Source organism: Pseudomonas extremaustralis (assembly GCF_900102035.1).
Taxonomy (GTDB): Bacteria; Pseudomonadota; Gammaproteobacteria; order Pseudomonadales; family Pseudomonadaceae; genus Aquipseudomonas; species Aquipseudomonas extremaustralis.
Genome location: NZ_LT629689.1, coordinates 4,556,055 through 4,572,641 on the forward strand (window position 1 = coordinate 4,556,055; position 16,587 = coordinate 4,572,641).

The window sequence follows — 16,587 nt, forward strand, 5'->3', positions numbered from 1 at the left end:
ATGAAATGACCGACGACAATAGCTCTTCACCCGCCTCTCCAGAAGATCCTCACCTTGCAGATCCGACAATGAGCCTATTCGTTAAAGAAGATGCACCACCCTCCTCGCCCCTACGGGAGCTGGAGGCGTTGATGCTCAGCCGAGTTGAGTCTGTTGGCCTGGACTCTGTCGCCCAGGCGATAGGCGGTAGTGCCGGCGAGCTTTTCAAAAGTTACAAGCAAGACGTGAAAAAGTGGGCAGAGCTTTTGGGATTGCTTGGGTTACAGGTTAGCCATGAACCGAGCGGTAGCTCGCCGGCGCAGCCGTACGCTCCCCTCTCCGCGCCTGCAATACTGCAGCTCGGCGAACCGGAAGAGGTCTATCGCCATTTGGATTACCTTACGGCAGACCAAGCTCTCGACTGGATGGAGCGCATATCCGGTCATCACGTTGAGTGGCACACGCTCTGGGCGATGGTCGGCTTTGAAATGTGCGATGCCTTCATGGACTGCCGAGCTGTTCGGGGGCTCACATACGCCGCAGAGGGAGAGCATGAGCATCGAAAAGTCTTTGGGCTGGGCATCTGTCAGGTAATGAATGCGGTGAAGGGGGAAGGTGATCCGCTGCACCTATTGGGGGCAGCAATTCATGTCGATCGGTACGGTCTCGAAGAGATCGTGCCAAAACGCCGCTGGTGGATTAACGACCTGGAGGACTATGAAGTTCTGTTCCGGCCATCTGACATCGAACGGATGGGCCAGATTGTTGATGAACGCGGTGGCTGGTCTAGCGTTGAGCCCCACCAGCCTGATGAGCAGCCCCCCGAATACAACGGCTCGGAGCTGGCTCAGCGCCTTGGAAAGCTGCAGATCTCGATCAATCATTTCAACGATCGGTTGAGCTACTGCATCAAGTTTGAAGATGGTCGCTTATTGGCGGAGCTAGGCTCAGATTTGACCCCCTTGAGGGCAGGCCTTGAAAGCTCGCAGCAAGCCGGCACTACTTCTCATGCACATGAATCGGAAATATTGGATCTGAAGGAGCTTATCGCTGCGCAAAGCGAACAACTGCTATCACTTCAGCAGTCGAACAACCCGGAGGCAGAGGGTGCTTCTTCAGGTATTAGCTTCCCATATTCCACAAGAGGGCTTGAGGCTCTGCGATCTGTAGCCATGGAAAAATGGGCGGGCTACACGCCAGACAAGCGCCAGCCGACTCAGAAGGAGATCGGGTATGCCATATGCGAAGCATTAGGCGTCGACTATCAGAAGACCAACGAGCCACCGCGCAAAGCGAAGGAACTAGCAACCATCATCAGACCTGATGACCTGCCAGACCTATGAATTCGCCTTTAGACACAGCGACATGACTACATGTCAGGGTGACATGACGCCATGACACCCCTTCCTGACATACCGCCATCCTCTCCAGCATTGCCATCGTCGATTACCCAAACCGCCCTAGGAGGCGCAGACGATGGCAAGCGCAACCAATCAAGCCCCGCCCCGCAAGTTCATCAAAATCATCCACGTCAAAGAGCTGTCCAGTCTTTCGACGTCTGAGGTCTATCGGCGAATTGCCGCCGGCACATTCCCGAAGCAAGTCACCCTGGGCCCTAAGTGCGTTGTCTGGATCGAGGCAGAGGTTTTGGCCTGGCTGGATGCCCGCATTGCCGAGAGTCGCGGTGAAGCGGCATGAATCGTTATCAGCGGTTCCCAACGCTTGCCAAGCCTTCTCAGGACGACTACAGTTCGCCTGTCACTGCAAATTCAGTGGCCGGGTGTAGGAACCCGAGTAAGCAAAAGGCGCCCAGCGCCCAGAACTCTATCTCAGGCGTTTTTTTATGCCTGAAATATCGTTTTATGGCGGCTGTGTGTGGGAGGGCTTCGGCCCTGCCGGGTTCCTTTTGCCCCGGTATTCCTACCCTGCACACAGCTGCCACCCAATCCCGTAGGAAGGATCGTGGCAGCTCCTCAGCAGAAGGAGCTCCACCTATGCACGCCCTCACTCCGTCCAAAATTCGCGCCCTTGTTCATCGTCACCTGGCCTTGAGCGCTCTCCGCGCAAACTCGTCCCTTGCAGTCCGCTTGAACCGCTACAACGCCCACATGGCAGCCGCTCGCACCCTGGATAATCTCGGAGGTGCGCAATGAGCACTGTGGACTCAATCGCCATCAAACATGGCGAACTCCAAGCCCAGACAAACGCTAACGGCTCCGTCATTGGCCCCGTCTTGCTGTCCACGTCTGACCTGATCGGCCTGCGCAATGCTCGCGTAATGTTCGACGAGTTGAGGTCGCTCCTTACCGATGCCGTCCTCCCCGCTATCGGCGGTGCACGCCATCCAGTGAGCGTCCGTCTCACAACTCTGCTGAGCGAGGTTCATCTTCACTCGGCCGGTTTCCTTGCTCAGCACTGGCGTGAGGCTGATCGCTTCGCGGAAGCCAAGGAGGTGGCAAATGTCGATCATCGCGATCACTAATCCTGGCGTAGCACGAGGTGACAGCTACTTCATGGTCATGACGCCGGCTAAGCAAGGCAATGGCATCCTCATTGCCAGAATCATTGCCCCGTTCGCGACAGAGGTTGATGCAACAGAGGCAGTAGAACTGCTGAACCGTCGCTATCCAGGCAGTAAATCAAGCATCGGCTCATCCCAATACACGGCCGATCACGATGCTGAGGATCTGGACTGGCTCTATTGCCAAGCTAGAGGCGACCTCGCCGAAGTTTTGACTGACCTCTCCAAGAGGGCCGCCCAATGAACGCGTTGAAGCACTTACTGATCGACCCTGAACACTTCGGGGATGCCTCCACCGAAAAGCTGAAAACCATAGGTTCTGCCGCACATGACATGAGTGGAGCCATTAGCCATGGCATTGCCGCTATAGGCGTGATGCTGGCAAGCGCCGCGATGAACGAGGATGCAGGCTTGAACACCGATAGCGTGGCCGATCTCGGCTGGCTGCTTCAAACCTTAGGAAAGCTAACTTCAAACATGTCGAGCATCGAAGCGGCGGCCAGCTCGCACATCGAACTGCGTAGCACCCAGAAAGAGGCTTAACCCATGAAAATTCAAAACGGCGCCACAGCGTCGGCGGGATCGGCTTGCCTGAAAAAAGTCACTGAGCTGTTTTTCGTCACGCACCCCAAAGCACCGAAACCGCTCATGGGGCCCTTTCTGACTGCGTCTGACGCCGAATGTGGACGCGTAGTTATGCGTAGTCCTGGAGCTCTGGTGACATCGAGCCAGGTTGATTCCTTGGACGAGCCGACCTATTGGCGCTGCATTAACAATGGGGCAATCGCACGGAAGTTCGCTGGCGCAGAACCTTCACAGCCAATCACAGTGGAGACACTGCCATGTCCGTGATCCCGTTCGATCCGACAATGAGCGTGTCAGCCAAAGAGCGCCCACATATCGACGCTCGTAGCCTGAGCATGATCAACGTTGGCCTAGATCATCTGATCAAGCTGCGTGATCGCGAGCAGGATCCTTTGGGCAAGCATTGCTTGGACGGCATGGTTGAATTGCTGACAGCAGTGGTTGAGCGGCACAACTCGCCATTGGGTGCCGCATGACTGACGCAATCATCCTTTTCCGTGACGCACTCCAAGCTTCCTATGGCCAGCTTGACTGGCTTCCCGTGCCAGACGGGGCCATTCATCGTTTCCGAGTTCCAGAGGACAAGCCCGGCACTCTCAATGGCTGGTATGTCCTGTACTTGGACGGAATCGCTTCCGGTGCATTCGGCAGCTGGAAATCCGGCAGTGCCAGCACCTGGTGCAGTCGTGAGCCTGTGGACGCCCGCGAGGCCGCACAGATCCGCGAGCGGGTTGACCAGGCACGACACCAGCGCAAAGCAGAGCAACTCCAGCGCCAGCAGAAGGCATCGGAACTTGCCGACCGCTGGTGGCGAAATGCGCGGCGCGCTAACCCAGATCATCCATACCTGGTCGCCAAGTCAGTGCGCCCTCATGGCCTGCGCCAGCGAGGTTCTGACCTGCTCATCCCTCTGTACTTGGATGGTCGCCTGATCAACCTGCAAAGGATCGCCCCTGACGGAGCCAAGCGCTTCCTACCTGGGGGCCGCGTGAAGGGCACCTATTCGCCGCTGGGCATCATCGAGCCAGGCTCAGTTCTCTGCATCTGCGAGGGATGGGCTACGGCGGCCAGTCTCCACCAGCACGGTGGCTACGTCGTCGCCGCAGCCATGAACGCGGGGAACTTGATCCCGGCCGCCATGGGGCTGCGCGCCCGTTACCCAGGCCAGCCAATCGTTATAGCCGGCGATGACGACCGACTCACAGACGGCAACCCAGGTCGCTCAGCAGCAAATGCGGCGGCGGCGGCCGTAGGCGGCCAAGTGGCATTCCCAGAGTGGCCGGAAGGTGCACCCGATGACCTCACAGACTTCAACGACCTCGCCAACTGGAAGCTCACAAATGGCCAAGCCTGACACCAACGTGATCAACCTTCGGCCTGATGCCGCAGTAATTGCGCCTAATCGTCCCTGCTGGGCGGTGTACGACCAATGGGTCACCAACGAGAAAGGCCGCAAGCTCAAGCCTGGCGTTTACTGGCACGGTTTCAAGCGCGACTCAGACCAGGACGACGCTGATGGCGACAGCGATGACCGGGCAATCACTGATGAGTGGATCTCTAGCCCCGTCAAAGTCGTAGCTCGCACTACCAACAGCGATGACGGTAGTGAGGGCCGCTTGCTCCGTATGGTCACCGACAACGGGGTGAAGGACTGGATTATTGCCATGGAGGTGTTCGGCGGCAGCGGTGAGGAAGCCAGGCGAGCTCTGTTTTCTATGGGGGTGATCATTTCCCTCAAGAAGCGCAGCCACTTCATGGAATATCTGCTTGAGCAGCACCCGACCGAAGTTTTCGTCACCACGAGCCGGCCAGGCTGGCATGAGTCGGGGGCGTTTGTCTTGCCTGGGCGAACTATCGGGAGTGACAAGGTTCGCTACCAAGCCAGCAGCCAAGCGCAAAATCTGTTCAAGACGAAGGGCGACCTGGCCACCTGGCAACTGGAAGTCGCGGCCAAGTGTGCCGGCAACCCGGTACTGACACTTTCCATCGGCTGCGCGCTTGCTGGGCCACTGCTAAGCCTGGTCGGCGTACTCGGCGGTGGCGTTCACCTCGTAGGTGACAGCTCAAGCGGTAAGTCATTGGTTCAGTTGGTTGGATCATCAGTATGGGGTGACCCCGGTGTCTTCGCGGCATCGTGGGACATGACCAAGGGTGGTTTGGAAATTGAGGCGTCATCACGAAACGACACCCTCCTTCCATTGGATGAAATCAAGCGCGCCGATCCCAAGCGCGTTCAAGAAATGGCCTATGCACTGGCAAACGGGCAAGGCAAAGGCACGATGACCCGGGAGCGTGAAGGCAGAGCCAGGCTGAATTGGCGCCTGCTTGCACTCTCAAGCGGCGAGCGGTCTCTGTCCGAGCACGCTGCGATCTCGGGCAATGCCGCCCACGCCGGTGCCGAGTTGCGCATGGTCGACGTGAACGCGGGCACTCGCACCCACCGCGCCTTTGACGAACTGCACGGACTTGAGGGTGCGGACTTCCACCGCCAACTGACCGTTGCTGTCACTCGCAGTCATGGCCACGTCGGGCCGGCGTTCGTTGAACGGCTACTGGCTAACGATGATCGTCCAGGGTTACTGGAAGACTTCGCCAAGGTGCGCGCCACATTCGCGGAAGACAATGCACAAGCCGGACGAGTCGCCGACCGCTTTGCGGTCATCGCGTTGGCTTGCGAAATGGCAGTCGCCTACGAACTGCTCCCATGGCCTGAAGGTAGCGCCCTGGCGGACTGCCAACTGCTGTACCGCGAATGGCTCAACAGAGTTGGCAGTGGCAACGCTGAAGACCGCCAGATCTTGTCCGGCATCCTGGACTTCATTGACCGCCACGGTAGCAGTCGATTCTCCGATGTAGCCGAAGGTCAGTCAGAGGTGAAGGTTTCCAACCGTGCCGGCTATTGGGAAATGTCCGGCACCAAGCGGCTTTACCTATTCAACAAGTCCGCGTTGATCGAAGCGGCGCACGGTTATGGACTGAGCCGCGTCGTCAAAGCTCTTGAAGGCGCGGGAGCCCTTGCCAAACGCGACTCCGACAAGAAGCGCCATACCAAGAAATACCGACTTCCAGGAGGGGGCACTAGCGGCCTGTACGTAGTCGACTCAGAGGCCATGGATCGCGAGGCACTCGGCCAATGACCAATCTTCGCCCCCCCATCCAGCCAAATTCGTGCAGCAGCTCTGTTCCCACCAATTCTCATAGTGGGAACAAGTGTGAACGCCTGGAGCCCTTACTGGCCGGGCTCGTTCCCCCGGTTCCCACTGTTCCCACCGTTTTCAGAATCACAGAAACACATTGTGGTGATCGTGCTGAGAAGACTCGATTCGCGCCCCACACTTTCGAGCCACTGCATCGGGCAAAGGGAAAAAGTGGTGGGAACAGTGGGAACGGTGGGAACAGCCAGAGCGGCCGCGGGCTGCGAGCGTTCCCACTAAAACAAAGAAGTGTGAACAGGTGGGAACACACATCTGTTCTGGAGAACCGGCCATGACAGTCCTACGCGGCATGTTTGAGCGGTTGAGCGCGGTAGCGCCGCCAGAACAACCACAGCCAAATCTCGAAATACAGCCCGATGCATACGCAGAGCCAATGGAGCCAAGCCATTCCCATTGGTGCGTGGTTCGAGCCGGGAAAGTGCTCTGCAGCATGATCGGAGAGCCCATGACAGAAGCCCAGGCCGTGGAAGAAGTCCGGTACCGCTGGCCAGACGCCGAGGTTATCCGACCGGAGCCAGGCCCCGTTTCACCACTCACGTCCAGCTCTCGTCCTCAACCACAAGTCCAAGCACAGGAACCACGTCATGGGCATTGAAACGATTATTCGAACCTGCACGGTGGCTGAGCTGGAGCAGGCCGGCGCATTGCCTAAGTTACTGACTGCCTATGGCGATGAATCGAGCATCCCTGAGTTAGGCAAGGTTGATGCCTGCTTTGCAACGTATCGGGCAATGGAGACGAGCGGCGCACTCCACATTCTCGGTGCGTTCGGCCCTGACTTGGTCGGGCTTGCCTCACTGCTGGTGTATGGGTTGCCGCACTACGCGGGCCGTCGCATCTGCGCGATGGAGTCATTCTTCGTTGAGCCGCATGCACGCAAGGGCGGGGCAGGTATCAAGCTGTTGCGTGCAGCCGAGGCCCGCGCCCTAGCACTGGGCGCATCTGCCCTGATGATCAGCGCGCCCATTGGCAGCAGGCTGGCGATGGTTTTGCCCCGCTCCGGATACCGCGAAACCAACCAGGTATTCCTGAAGGTGCTCGCATGAACAGCATCGCCTCCGCGGCTCCATCACTCCCCGCTATGACAAGTGCCGACGTTGAGAAAGTCCGAGGGTTGGAGTCGCATTTGCTTGGTATGGAGCAAGTGGCCATCCAGACCCAGCACCACTTTCACGCGGGACTCTACTCCCGAACCATCCGCATTCCCGCCGGCGTAATGATCACTGGCGCCCTGATCAATATCCCCACTCTGCTGATTGTCTCGGGCCACGTCACGGTTTTCATCGGTGGAGAAACACTTGAGCTGAAGGGATACCACATCGTCCCGGGACAGGCCGGCCGCAAGCAGGTGTTTGTAGCGCATGCCGATACCGACCTGACCATGACCTTTGCCACCCAGGCCAAAACGGTTGAAGACGCCGAATCTGAATTTACCAATCAACCCACAGCACTCATGTCGCGCCAGCAAAGCAACGACCTGACCATCACCACTGGAGAATAACCATGTCTGGATACACCACCGCTGTCGCTTTAGCCACTGCCGTTGCCGGTACGGCCTATTCGGTCTACTCAACGCAGCAGGCCGGTAAGCAGGCCAGCTTGAACGCTGACGCTCAGTCCGAGCAGGCACAGAACGACGCCAACGCGGCCGCCAGTGCCTCAATGGTACAGGCCGACCGTATCCGACGGATTGCCCGCAACCAGGCCAGTGAGGCCAACACGGCCCTTGCAGGGTCTGGTGTTGAAGTGGGTGAAGGCACCGCGGTCAACATCAACGAAGAAATCATCGGCAATGCCGAGGAAGACGCGGTGTTAACCATCTTCAATGGCCAGAACCAAAAGGCCCGCGGCTCCGTCGATGCCAGCAACTACAAGCTGGCAGGAAGCCAGGCCCGATCCAACGCGAACGCCCAATCCATTGGCACCGTGCTTTCCAGCGGGGCTCGGATCGCAAGCGGGTGGAAAGCATCCGCTGCAGGTCGGGACATGCAGGGCCAAACGCAAGAACTGAATACCAATCCAGCCTGGGTGAGGAATTCCTGATGGCACAGATACCACTTGGCCCGGGCGTACGTGTATTGCCAGAGGCGCCCCAAAATCGCGTTATTACACCAGACCCGAACAATCTGAATCGTGGCGGGCAACAGTTAGCCGGCACAGTTCAGAACGCAGCGCTTTCCTTCCTTGACCAGAAAAAAAAAGAAGACCAGGAGCTTTCTAAGGTCAAGGTAAGCAACGCTCTGTTGGACTATGAGAGCCAACTAGACACCGGGGTAAACGAGCTCAGCGGCAAGCTGAAAGCCCTGGAAGTGCAACCTGATCAAGGCGAATCAAGCTATCAGCAATTCATCAGCAAGCTAGACCCGGTGAAAGTCGAAGGCCTGGATGCATCTGACCAAGAGCATTTGAATCTCGCCGTCCGCAAGATGCAGGCAAACAAGCTTCAACAGATCCAAGGATCGGTGCTGGAAGCCCGCACAGGCGTGGCCAAAAGTGAGCTCAGGTCTCGCTTTGATCTGTTGGAGAATGCTGCTGCCAGGCCAGATGCAGACCTTGGTCAGATCCTCAATCGAGCGCGGGCGGATGGTGTTCAGACCGTTGGCCGCAGTGCTTATGGCATCGACGGCTGGGATAAAGAGGTGCGCACCTTTGAACAGTCGGCCTATTCCGCTAACGCACTGGCGCGTATCCACAGCGCCGGGAACAATCCGGAACAACTGCAGCAAATCCAGCGAGATCTGTCTAACTGGGACGATGGCCCATATTCATCGCTTACCCTGAAGAACCGAGAAAGCCTGATCAAAACCCTGAACCCGCTACTGGATCGAAGCATCGGCGTCAGCGTTGGAGCACAGGCGGTCGAGCAAGCCAAAAGCGGGAGCGGATCGGTGTTTGCGGCAATGCTCCAGGCCGAGAGCGACGGTCGCCAGGTCGACGCATCCGGAGCGCCACTTACATCCAACCGTGGAGCGGTAGGCATCGCCCAGGTGATGCCAAGCACTGGCCCTGAGGCTGCTCAGGCTGCTGGCTTGCCATGGGACGAAAAGCGATTCAAAACCGACGCAGACTACAACCGTTCACTTGGAGAGGCGTACTACGGGAAGCTGCGCCAAACGTTCGATGGTTCGGACGCGCTGGCCGTGGCCGCCTATAACGCGGGCCCTGGAATGGTTAACGATTGGATCAACGGCACCAACACCACGGGCAAGAATGAAAGCAAGCTGAAACTGGGTGACCCCAGGAAGGGCGAAATCAGCGAAGCCGACTTCATCAAGGGTATCCCCTTCAAAGAAACGAAGGACTATACCCAGAAAGTTCTCAGCAGCGTCCAGCAGGAGGCCGAACCGACATTCGGCCAAATCGCCAAGGGTATTGATGCTCGCAGCGATCTAACCCCTGATCAGAAACGCATCGCCATCGCTGATGCACGCGACCGATTCAGTTGGCAGCAAGATCAGCAAAAGCAGGAGCACATTCAGAACCAAGGGCAGGCTTGGGACTTCATGCTCAAGGGCAACAAATGGCAAGACTTGGATCCCGACCTTTGGGCCAAGCTACCTGCAAAAGACCGCAAACAATTGATGGCCTACAAGCGGAATCAGCAAACCGATCCTGAGGTGTATACCCATGCCAGGGATCTCATCGCCCAAGGGAACGAAGTCAACCTGCTCGACATGCGTGACAAGCTGAGCAATGAGGACTTCACCCGCCTGACCGACCTGCAGATTAAGCGGCTGACCGGCGGGCCAGCAGCAACAGCATCGATCTCGACGAGCACAGCTCTGTTCAACGACGCTTTGCGCAACGCAGGCATGCCTTCCAGCCCTAAACCGGGATCAGCGGTAGCCAAGCAAGTGGCAACGGCACGTCGCTATGTGGATGACCAGATCCGGGGGCTAGAGGCGCAACAGAACAAGAAGGCCACACACGAGCAGGTGCAACAGATCGTGGATCACGCCTTCATCGAAGGAACGGTTGAAGGGTCAGGACTGTTCGGTTTCTTCACCAACAAGCAACGCGCGTTTGAGCGGAAGCCTGGGGACAACGTTCGGGTCACGGACATCAAGCAGATTCCGGCCGATGAGCACGAGCAGATTACCGCGGCGCTTAAGCGCCATGGCCGCACTGCGAGTGATGCCGAGATCCTCAACCTGTTCAATGAGGCCAACCAATGAGCCAGTACGACAACATCCTCGCCGGCAAAGAAGAACCTCAGGGCATAGAGGCAAACAAGTACGACGTTGCCATCCAGCGCCAGCAGAGCAAGCCCAACCCCCGCACGGCTCTGAGCTACGTTGCTGATACCAACCCGGATGAGCAAGCCAGCATTCAACGCCTGGCCGAACTGACAGGGGTCGCTCCTGACATGGTTGTTCGCAACCGCAAGCAGGTTGAGCGACAAGCCAAGCTGGCATCCGTGGACTACGACGCCCTGATTGAGCGAGCGCCGGCCACTAACCAGTTCCTGACTGACCCGGACAACGCCAGCGTGGCCCACGACGATATCGATGGGCTGTCCAACGTCGAAGGTGCCTTTGATAACTTCGTCAAAGAGTCCGGTCAGCAGCACTCAACAAGTAAGAGCGATGCACTGACCAAGGGTTTTGGTCAACTGGGAATAATCGGTGAGGCCGGCGCCAACATGCTGGACAGGGCGCTGTCTTCGGTTGGTGGTTTTTTCGTGAACGCACTGGCACCGCAGAGCGCTTTGGATCGCAACAAGGGAGAAGAGCCGAACTATACGGGCCGCACGGAAAGCAACATCACTAGCACCGCCCAGGGATACCTGGCTCTACCACGCGACCAACGTATTGCTTTCGCAGGACAGATATTCGACAAAGCCCGCGACGGCGGTGCGGGTGTGGGTGGCGCGGCGAGTGATACCGCCCTGTACGCATTACGCAACCCTGGATTGATCGGCAGCGCACTAACTGAATCGCTACCTAGCCTTTTGGCAGGCGGGGTTATAGGCGGGATTGCGGCGCAACCGGTGAAGAACTTCGCTGTCAGTCGTCTTGCCAGCACCTTTGCGCAACGTGCTGCTGAGAAGGCAATCGTAGTGGGAGGGGTAAACCTCGGTACCGCCATCGCCGGCGGTGCAGGAGAGAACCTGGCCGAAGGACTCAAGAAAACCGGTGACTTAGACCAGGCATACGCCTACAGCTTCAAGCGCACTGCAGCCGAAGCCGCGATCAACGCATTAGGCGGCATGGTGCCGATTCCGTTTGCCGGCCGCGGCATAGCAGGAAAGCTGGGCAACGTCGCAGTTGAAGGTGTAGCCCAAGCTGCAGGCGCTGTTGGTGGCACGGTCGCAGGTGCTGCTGCCGTCGGCGAGCAGGCAACTGGGGGAGAAATGTTCTTGAACGCCTTCCTGGGTTTGGCAACGTCGCCGGTTGATGTCGCTATCGCAAGTGCCAGCTCTGGCAGACGATATTGGCAAATCGAGAAAGATCTGACTGCCGTCCAACAACTGGGTGACATGGCTCAGAACTCCAAGATGTTCAAACGCTCACCACAGCGAGCGGAAGCACTCGTGGCCAGGCTGAAAGAGCAGGCCGGCGGCACTGTAGAAAACATCCTGGTACCCGCCGAGCAGTTCCAACGCTACTTCCAGGAGAACAACCTCGATCCTGAGCAGTTCGCCAAAGCGGCGACAGGCAACCCCGATGCCCTTGGAGAAGCCCTGGCCCTTGGTGCAGACATCTCAATCCCTTTGGAAAAGTGGGCGTCGGTCATTGCCAAGGACGGGCACCACCGCGGTCTCGAGCAGGATATGCGCGCAACTCCCGACGCGATGACGCTACGAGAACTTGCTGAGTTCCAGCAACGCGCGCCTGAGGAGCTTGAGCGCCTTCGTGATCGTGTTGAGCAAGACCATGTCGCCGCATCGGATCGCCGAGTGTTTGAGGATGTTCGCGGTCAGTTGCTTGGCATTGGTCGCGAAGCACAGACAGCAGACAGAGAGGCATCACTTTATCAGTCCGCCTTTCGCTCTCTGGGTGAGCGCTCAGGTATCGACCCTTACGACTTGTTCAACCAATATCGGCTCCGCATCGGCCAGGACATTCCCGAAGTGCTGCGCAAACCTGGCGGATCTGATCAGCTTGACCTGCTGATTGATCGCCTACGCGCCGCCGATGTTCCCGACGACGCGAAGATCTATGGCGCATCGCTAATCGACTTCATCCGTGAGCGCGGCGGCATCCGCGACGATGGTGGCGAGCTGGCCGCCCGTGATGCTGATGTGGGCCGTAGAGGTAACAACCGAATTTCCAGGAAGGGTGGGCGCAGTCTGGACGACATGGCCACTCAAGCTGCTGAAGCCGGATACTTGGGTAATGTGCCAACCGCAACGCCGGAAATGCTCTTGGCCTCACTGGACAAAGAACTTCGCGGCCAACGCCAATCAGCGCCCGGCAATCTCAACCAAGAGCTTCTCAATGCACGCAGCTCGCTAGATGACCTGCAACGAGCACTTGACCAATCTGGCCTTGATTTGAACGTCTTGGACAACACTGCAGTACGAAAGGCATTACTCGGGAGCGATGCCGTCCGCTTCGATCAATCGGAGGACGGGACACGCGGCTTTATCCAGTTCGGCGCCGACCGCAAGTTCGAAATCAAACTGACCGACAAGGCGAACCTTTCTACCTTCCTGCATGAAACCGGGCATTTTTATCTTGAAGTGATGGGTGATCTCGCATCGCGCACGGACGTTCCGGATCAGGTAAAACAGGACTACCAGACAATTCTGGATTGGTTCGGCGTCAATGAGCGCACAGACATCAAAGTCGATCAGCACGAACAGTTTGCGCGCGGCTTTGAAGCTTACTTGCGCGAAGGGAAGGCCCCCAGCGCAGCATTGCAGTCGGCTTTTTCACGCTTCAAGGCGTGGCTGACCCAGATCTATCGCGATGCCAGTCGGCTCAACGTCCAACTCAATGACGACGTGCGTCGGGTGTTTGATCGACTGTTGGCCACCGATGATGAAATTTCTGTTGCTCAAGCCCCCTTCCGCACCTTGTTCAGCGATGCCCAGGCCGCCGGCATGTCACCGAACGAGTTCGAGGCTTATTACTCAGCCGCTAACAAGGCTGGTCAGGCTGCCGAGGAACGGCTGACAGCCGAGTCGCTACGCGAGCTGACCCGTGAACAGGAAAAGTGGTGGAAGGATGCACGCGAGAAGATGCTGGGTGACGTCACCAAAGAAGTCGACTCACAACCGGTGTACCGCGTCCAAGACTACTTGCGCAAAGGGTTGCAGACCGATGGGACGATTGGAGAACCGGTAAAACTGCTGCGCGAGCCGTTGCTGGAACGCTACGGCAAGACGGTCGTAACACGCCTTCGTGGCATGACTGGCGATGAGGGGATTCATCCCGACCTGGTTGCCGAACAGTTCGGGTACACATCAGGTGATGAACTGGTGCAGGCTCTAGTAGGTGCCCGCGCACGTAGGGAGCTCATCCAAGCGGAAACAGACGCCAGGATGCGCGCCGAGTACGGTGACATGCTTAACGATGGCTCTTTGGCAGACCGTGCCATTGAGGCAGTGCACAACGATGATCGTGCCAGGGTTCTCCGCGAAGAGCTGCGCGCTATTGATCGTCTTCGCCGCCAGGTCGACAAGGTGCAGAGGGCTCAGGATGCCGACTCTCGGGCTCTGCGCAACGATGCTTACGACGCTATACCGCCTCTGGAAGCTATCCGCTCAGTCGCCAAACAGGTGATCGCAGACAAGGTTGTACGAGATATCCAGCCTCACCTGTACCTCAATGCCGAGCGCAAGGCCAACCGGGACGCCTTCAACTTCGCCACGAAAAACCGCTGGCAAGAGGCCGCCGAGTCCAAGCAACGGGAGTTGCTGAACCATTACTTGTTCCGGGAGGCGACAGCTGCGCGCAAAGAAGAAGACCGGATTTATACCTTCATGCGCCGCTTTGAGAAGCCAGCAACCCGGGAGCGCATAGGCAAAGCCGGGGCCAACTACCTAGAGCAAATCGAGGGGCTGCTGGATCAGTACGAGTTCCGCAAGGTCAGCGGCCCACAGGTTGAACGTCGCCGTAGCCTCGCCCAGTTCGTCAGGGAGCAAGAGGCCGCCGGCAACATCGTCGCGGTACCGCAACACCTGATTGAACAGAGCGCCCGCGTCAACTATCGGGAACTGACATTCGAGGAGCTTGGCGGCCTACGTGACGCAGTGGCAAACATCGAGCATATGGCCAGGCTGAAAAACAAGCTGCTGAACCGCAAGGACAAGCGCGATTACGAACAGGCAAGGACTGATCTCATAGCTGCGTTAGACACGAATGTGCCCGTACGCGCACGACAAGTGGCTGTATCCGAAAGCAGCGAAACCATCGGTGACAAGGCAGTAGGTCTTCTGCAGGGGCTGGATGCCTCATTGACGCGGATGGAGAACGTGATCAACCGCTTAGACGGCAGGGACACCAGCGGCCCCTGGCACCAGTTGATCTGGAGCCCACTCGCAGAGGCCCAAGCCAATGAGCGTCAGTTGTTCAATGCCGGCATCCGCACGATAGTTGAGCGCTTTGCGGACATGAACGCCGAACGCCTGGCAGATCGGTTCCACATCCCCAGCCTTGGAAAATCATTCAACCGCCGCGAGCTAATCATGCACGCGCTCAACACCGGCAACGAGTCAAACCGCAACAAGTTGTTGAAAGGGAACAAAGTCGACGAAGCATCACTGGCTGACATGCTGGGACGCCTCGACAAACAGGATTGGGATCTGGTGCAGTCTGTATGGGACTCGTTCGACGACCTGTGGCCCGATATCGCTGCAATGTACAAACGCCTCTCCGGTGTGGAGCCACCCCGCATTGAGCCGAAACCAATCACAACCGCCTTCGGTGAATACCGCGGTGGCTACTTCCCAATCATCTATGACCGCAAGCGTGCAGGCGCACCGCCAGCGGCAGTCGGCGGCGAACTGTTCGGTGAAGGGTTCGAAGGAGCGCTACCGGGTAACGGATTCACCAACCAGCGTAACGAGAGCGTGTCAGGGCCACTACTGCTCGACCTCAGCGCCATCCCCCAGCGCCTGGCCCAGCATGTCCACGACCTGACCCACCGGGAAGCGTTGCAGGACGCCCACCGCCTTACGCAGGATCCCTACGTCCGGGCTGTGCTCATCAATAAGCTTGGCCCACGCGGAGCTGATGCATTCCTGCCCTGGTTGAGGGCCATCGCTAATGACCGAAACCCTCCGGAGACTGGCAACTTCAACCAGTTCCTCGACACGGCACGGACAAACACGTCCATCGTAGGACTAGGGCTTTCGACAACAACCCTACTGGCCCAGGCAGCTGGACTTATACCTGGCCTGCTGTACGTGAAGCCTCGTGAACTCGCTACGGCCCTGCTTGAAGGCGTGCGGTCGCCGGTTGATACCTACCGGATGATCACCGAGGCTTCTCCTGCGATGCGCCTACGCTGGGACATGGAAGACGGCCGACTGCAATCAAACATTAGCGCCCTCATCGGCCGCAATGCGTTCTTCCGCAAGAAAGCCGACTTGGTGCGGTTCTCGTTCAATCTGCTGGGATACCTCGACCGAGGTATTTCGGGTGCGATTTGGCTAGCGGCTTACCGTGAAGGTGTTGCAGCAGGCAAGGAAAGCACCGCCGCAGTGTTGGATGGTGACAAGGCTGTACGCCAATCTCAGGGCGGCACCGGAGCCATGGACATCGCGGCAATCCAACGCAAAGACCAGGGCGCCGCAATGCGCTTGCTGACGATGTTCTACACACCGTTCAGCGCCTACTACAACCAGAACCGAGACCTGGCCTTTGAGGCACGCCAAGGGACAAGAACTGTCGCCAGTGCCGCAGCTTCAATGCTGGCATTGGCGTTCTTCCAGGGAGTCATCGGCGATCTGCTGACGGGTAAGGGCCCAGAAGAGGACGAGAACACCGCAGCCTGGATGGCGAAAAGCACACTGGGTTTCGGTGTCTCAGGCTTTCCGGTCATTCGGGACACTATCGGTTCCGCATTGAGCGGTCACGCAGGATCGTTGTCACCTGCATGGCAGGCAATCAATGCTGGCCGCCAACTAACCTCTGCGGTCGCCGGCGTAGCAAGTGGTGACAAAGACCCAGGGCAAGTGGTCAAATCCGCTGTAACGGCAACTGGCTACCTGCTAGGCATCCCGGTCAAACCGCTCACCAGGCAAGGCACTTACCTGTGGGATATAACGGTTGGGGATGAAGAGCCGGAGGACGCTGCTGCGTTCATGAAAGGACTTCTCACAGGGAAAAAATAGCC

14 protein-coding genes are annotated in these 16,587 nt (G+C 58.0%); all 14 read left to right on the forward strand.

Features of this window, described 5'->3' with window-relative positions; translation table 11 throughout:
- Window positions 1-5: 5 nt before the first annotated feature.
- The 14 genes from BLR63_RS20975 to BLR63_RS21045 all read left to right on the forward strand — a co-directional run bounded on the left by BLR63_RS20975 (window position 6) and on the right by BLR63_RS21045 (window position 16,585).
- Window positions 6-1,322: a hypothetical protein gene (locus BLR63_RS20975; RefSeq protein WP_130926036.1), complete on the forward strand. Its 1,317-nt coding sequence runs from the start codon at window positions 6-8 to the stop codon at window positions 1,320-1,322.
- 133 nt (window positions 1,323-1,455) lie between these two features.
- On the forward strand, window positions 1,456-1,677 hold the full coding sequence (locus tag BLR63_RS20980) for a helix-turn-helix transcriptional regulator (RefSeq protein ID WP_010563120.1): 222 nt from the start codon (window positions 1,456-1,458) through the stop codon (window positions 1,675-1,677).
- Window positions 1,678-2,128: 451 nt separating this feature from the next.
- On the forward strand, window positions 2,129-2,461 hold the full coding sequence (locus BLR63_RS31315; protein WP_130926037.1) for a hypothetical protein: 333 nt from the start codon (window positions 2,129-2,131) through the stop codon (window positions 2,459-2,461).
- Window positions 2,439-2,744 carry a hypothetical protein gene (locus tag BLR63_RS20990; RefSeq protein ID WP_010563117.1) on the forward strand — a complete coding sequence of 102 codons (306 nt, stop codon included), beginning with the start codon at window positions 2,439-2,441 and terminating at the stop codon, window positions 2,742-2,744. The genes BLR63_RS31315 and BLR63_RS20990 overlap by 23 nt, the downstream gene beginning before the upstream one ends.
- Window positions 2,741-3,043 carry a hypothetical protein gene (locus BLR63_RS20995; RefSeq protein WP_010563116.1) on the forward strand — a complete coding sequence of 101 codons (303 nt, stop codon included), beginning with the start codon at window positions 2,741-2,743 and terminating at the stop codon, window positions 3,041-3,043. Before BLR63_RS20990 ends, BLR63_RS20995 begins: the two co-directional genes overlap by 4 nt.
- A gap of 3 nt (window positions 3,044-3,046) precedes the next feature.
- The gene (locus tag BLR63_RS31940) at window positions 3,047-3,352 is read left to right on the forward strand and encodes a hypothetical protein (protein WP_081480338.1); all 306 of its coding nucleotides are present in this window, start codon (window positions 3,047-3,049) and stop codon (window positions 3,350-3,352) included.
- Window positions 3,343-3,561, forward strand: a complete 219-nt coding sequence (locus BLR63_RS21005; protein WP_010563115.1) for a hypothetical protein — start codon at window positions 3,343-3,345, stop codon at window positions 3,559-3,561. The genes BLR63_RS31940 and BLR63_RS21005 overlap by 10 nt, the downstream gene beginning before the upstream one ends.
- The gene (locus tag BLR63_RS21010; RefSeq protein ID WP_010563114.1) at window positions 3,558-4,439 is read left to right on the forward strand and encodes a toprim domain-containing protein; all 882 of its coding nucleotides are present in this window, start codon (window positions 3,558-3,560) and stop codon (window positions 4,437-4,439) included. Before BLR63_RS21005 ends, BLR63_RS21010 begins: the two co-directional genes overlap by 4 nt.
- On the forward strand, window positions 4,426-6,222 hold the full coding sequence (locus BLR63_RS21015; protein WP_010563113.1) for a DUF927 domain-containing protein: 1,797 nt from the start codon (window positions 4,426-4,428) through the stop codon (window positions 6,220-6,222). The genes BLR63_RS21010 and BLR63_RS21015 overlap by 14 nt, the downstream gene beginning before the upstream one ends.
- A gap of 662 nt (window positions 6,223-6,884) precedes the next feature.
- A complete protein-coding gene (locus tag BLR63_RS21025) occupies window positions 6,885-7,346 on the forward strand; it encodes a GNAT family N-acetyltransferase (RefSeq protein WP_010563112.1) in 462 nt (153 codons plus the stop codon).
- Entirely contained in the window at window positions 7,343-7,801 is a 459-nt protein-coding gene (locus BLR63_RS21030; RefSeq protein WP_010563111.1) for a hypothetical protein, read from the forward strand. Before BLR63_RS21025 ends, BLR63_RS21030 begins: the two co-directional genes overlap by 4 nt.
- Window positions 7,802-7,803: 2 nt before the next feature.
- The gene (locus BLR63_RS21035) at window positions 7,804-8,343 is read left to right on the forward strand and encodes a hypothetical protein (RefSeq protein ID WP_010563110.1); all 540 of its coding nucleotides are present in this window, start codon (window positions 7,804-7,806) and stop codon (window positions 8,341-8,343) included.
- Window positions 8,343-10,475, forward strand: a complete 2,133-nt coding sequence (locus BLR63_RS21040; protein WP_083365968.1) for a transglycosylase SLT domain-containing protein — start codon at window positions 8,343-8,345, stop codon at window positions 10,473-10,475. The genes BLR63_RS21035 and BLR63_RS21040 overlap by 1 nt, the downstream gene beginning before the upstream one ends.
- On the forward strand, window positions 10,472-16,585 hold the full coding sequence (locus BLR63_RS21045; RefSeq protein WP_010563108.1) for a hypothetical protein: 6,114 nt from the start codon (window positions 10,472-10,474) through the stop codon (window positions 16,583-16,585). Before BLR63_RS21040 ends, BLR63_RS21045 begins: the two co-directional genes overlap by 4 nt.
- Window positions 16,586-16,587: the final 2 nt, after the last annotated feature.

Coding starts and splice junctions, on each gene's coding strand:
- BLR63_RS21035 (WP_010563110.1), top strand. CDS start 7,804: ATGTCTGGATACACCACCGCTGTCGCTTTAGCCACTGCCGTTGCCGGT.
- BLR63_RS20990 (WP_010563117.1), top strand. CDS start 2,439: ATGTCGATCATCGCGATCACTAATCCTGGCGTAGCACGAGGTGACAGC.
- BLR63_RS21040 (WP_083365968.1), top strand. CDS start 8,343: ATGGCACAGATACCACTTGGCCCGGGCGTACGTGTATTGCCAGAGGCG.
- BLR63_RS21015 (WP_010563113.1), top strand. CDS start 4,426: ATGGCCAAGCCTGACACCAACGTGATCAACCTTCGGCCTGATGCCGCA.
- BLR63_RS31315 (WP_130926037.1), top strand. CDS start 2,129: ATGAGCACTGTGGACTCAATCGCCATCAAACATGGCGAACTCCAAGCC.
- BLR63_RS21005 (WP_010563115.1), top strand. CDS start 3,343: ATGTCCGTGATCCCGTTCGATCCGACAATGAGCGTGTCAGCCAAAGAG.
- BLR63_RS21010 (WP_010563114.1), top strand. CDS start 3,558: ATGACTGACGCAATCATCCTTTTCCGTGACGCACTCCAAGCTTCCTAT.
- BLR63_RS21045 (WP_010563108.1), top strand. CDS start 10,472: ATGAGCCAGTACGACAACATCCTCGCCGGCAAAGAAGAACCTCAGGGC.
- BLR63_RS20980 (WP_010563120.1), top strand. CDS start 1,456: ATGGCAAGCGCAACCAATCAAGCCCCGCCCCGCAAGTTCATCAAAATC.
- BLR63_RS21030 (WP_010563111.1), top strand. CDS start 7,343: ATGAACAGCATCGCCTCCGCGGCTCCATCACTCCCCGCTATGACAAGT.
- BLR63_RS21025 (WP_010563112.1), top strand. CDS start 6,885: ATGGGCATTGAAACGATTATTCGAACCTGCACGGTGGCTGAGCTGGAG.
- BLR63_RS20995 (WP_010563116.1), top strand. CDS start 2,741: ATGAACGCGTTGAAGCACTTACTGATCGACCCTGAACACTTCGGGGAT.
- BLR63_RS20975 (WP_130926036.1), top strand. CDS start 6: ATGACCGACGACAATAGCTCTTCACCCGCCTCTCCAGAAGATCCTCAC.
- BLR63_RS31940 (WP_081480338.1), top strand. CDS start 3,047: ATGAAAATTCAAAACGGCGCCACAGCGTCGGCGGGATCGGCTTGCCTG.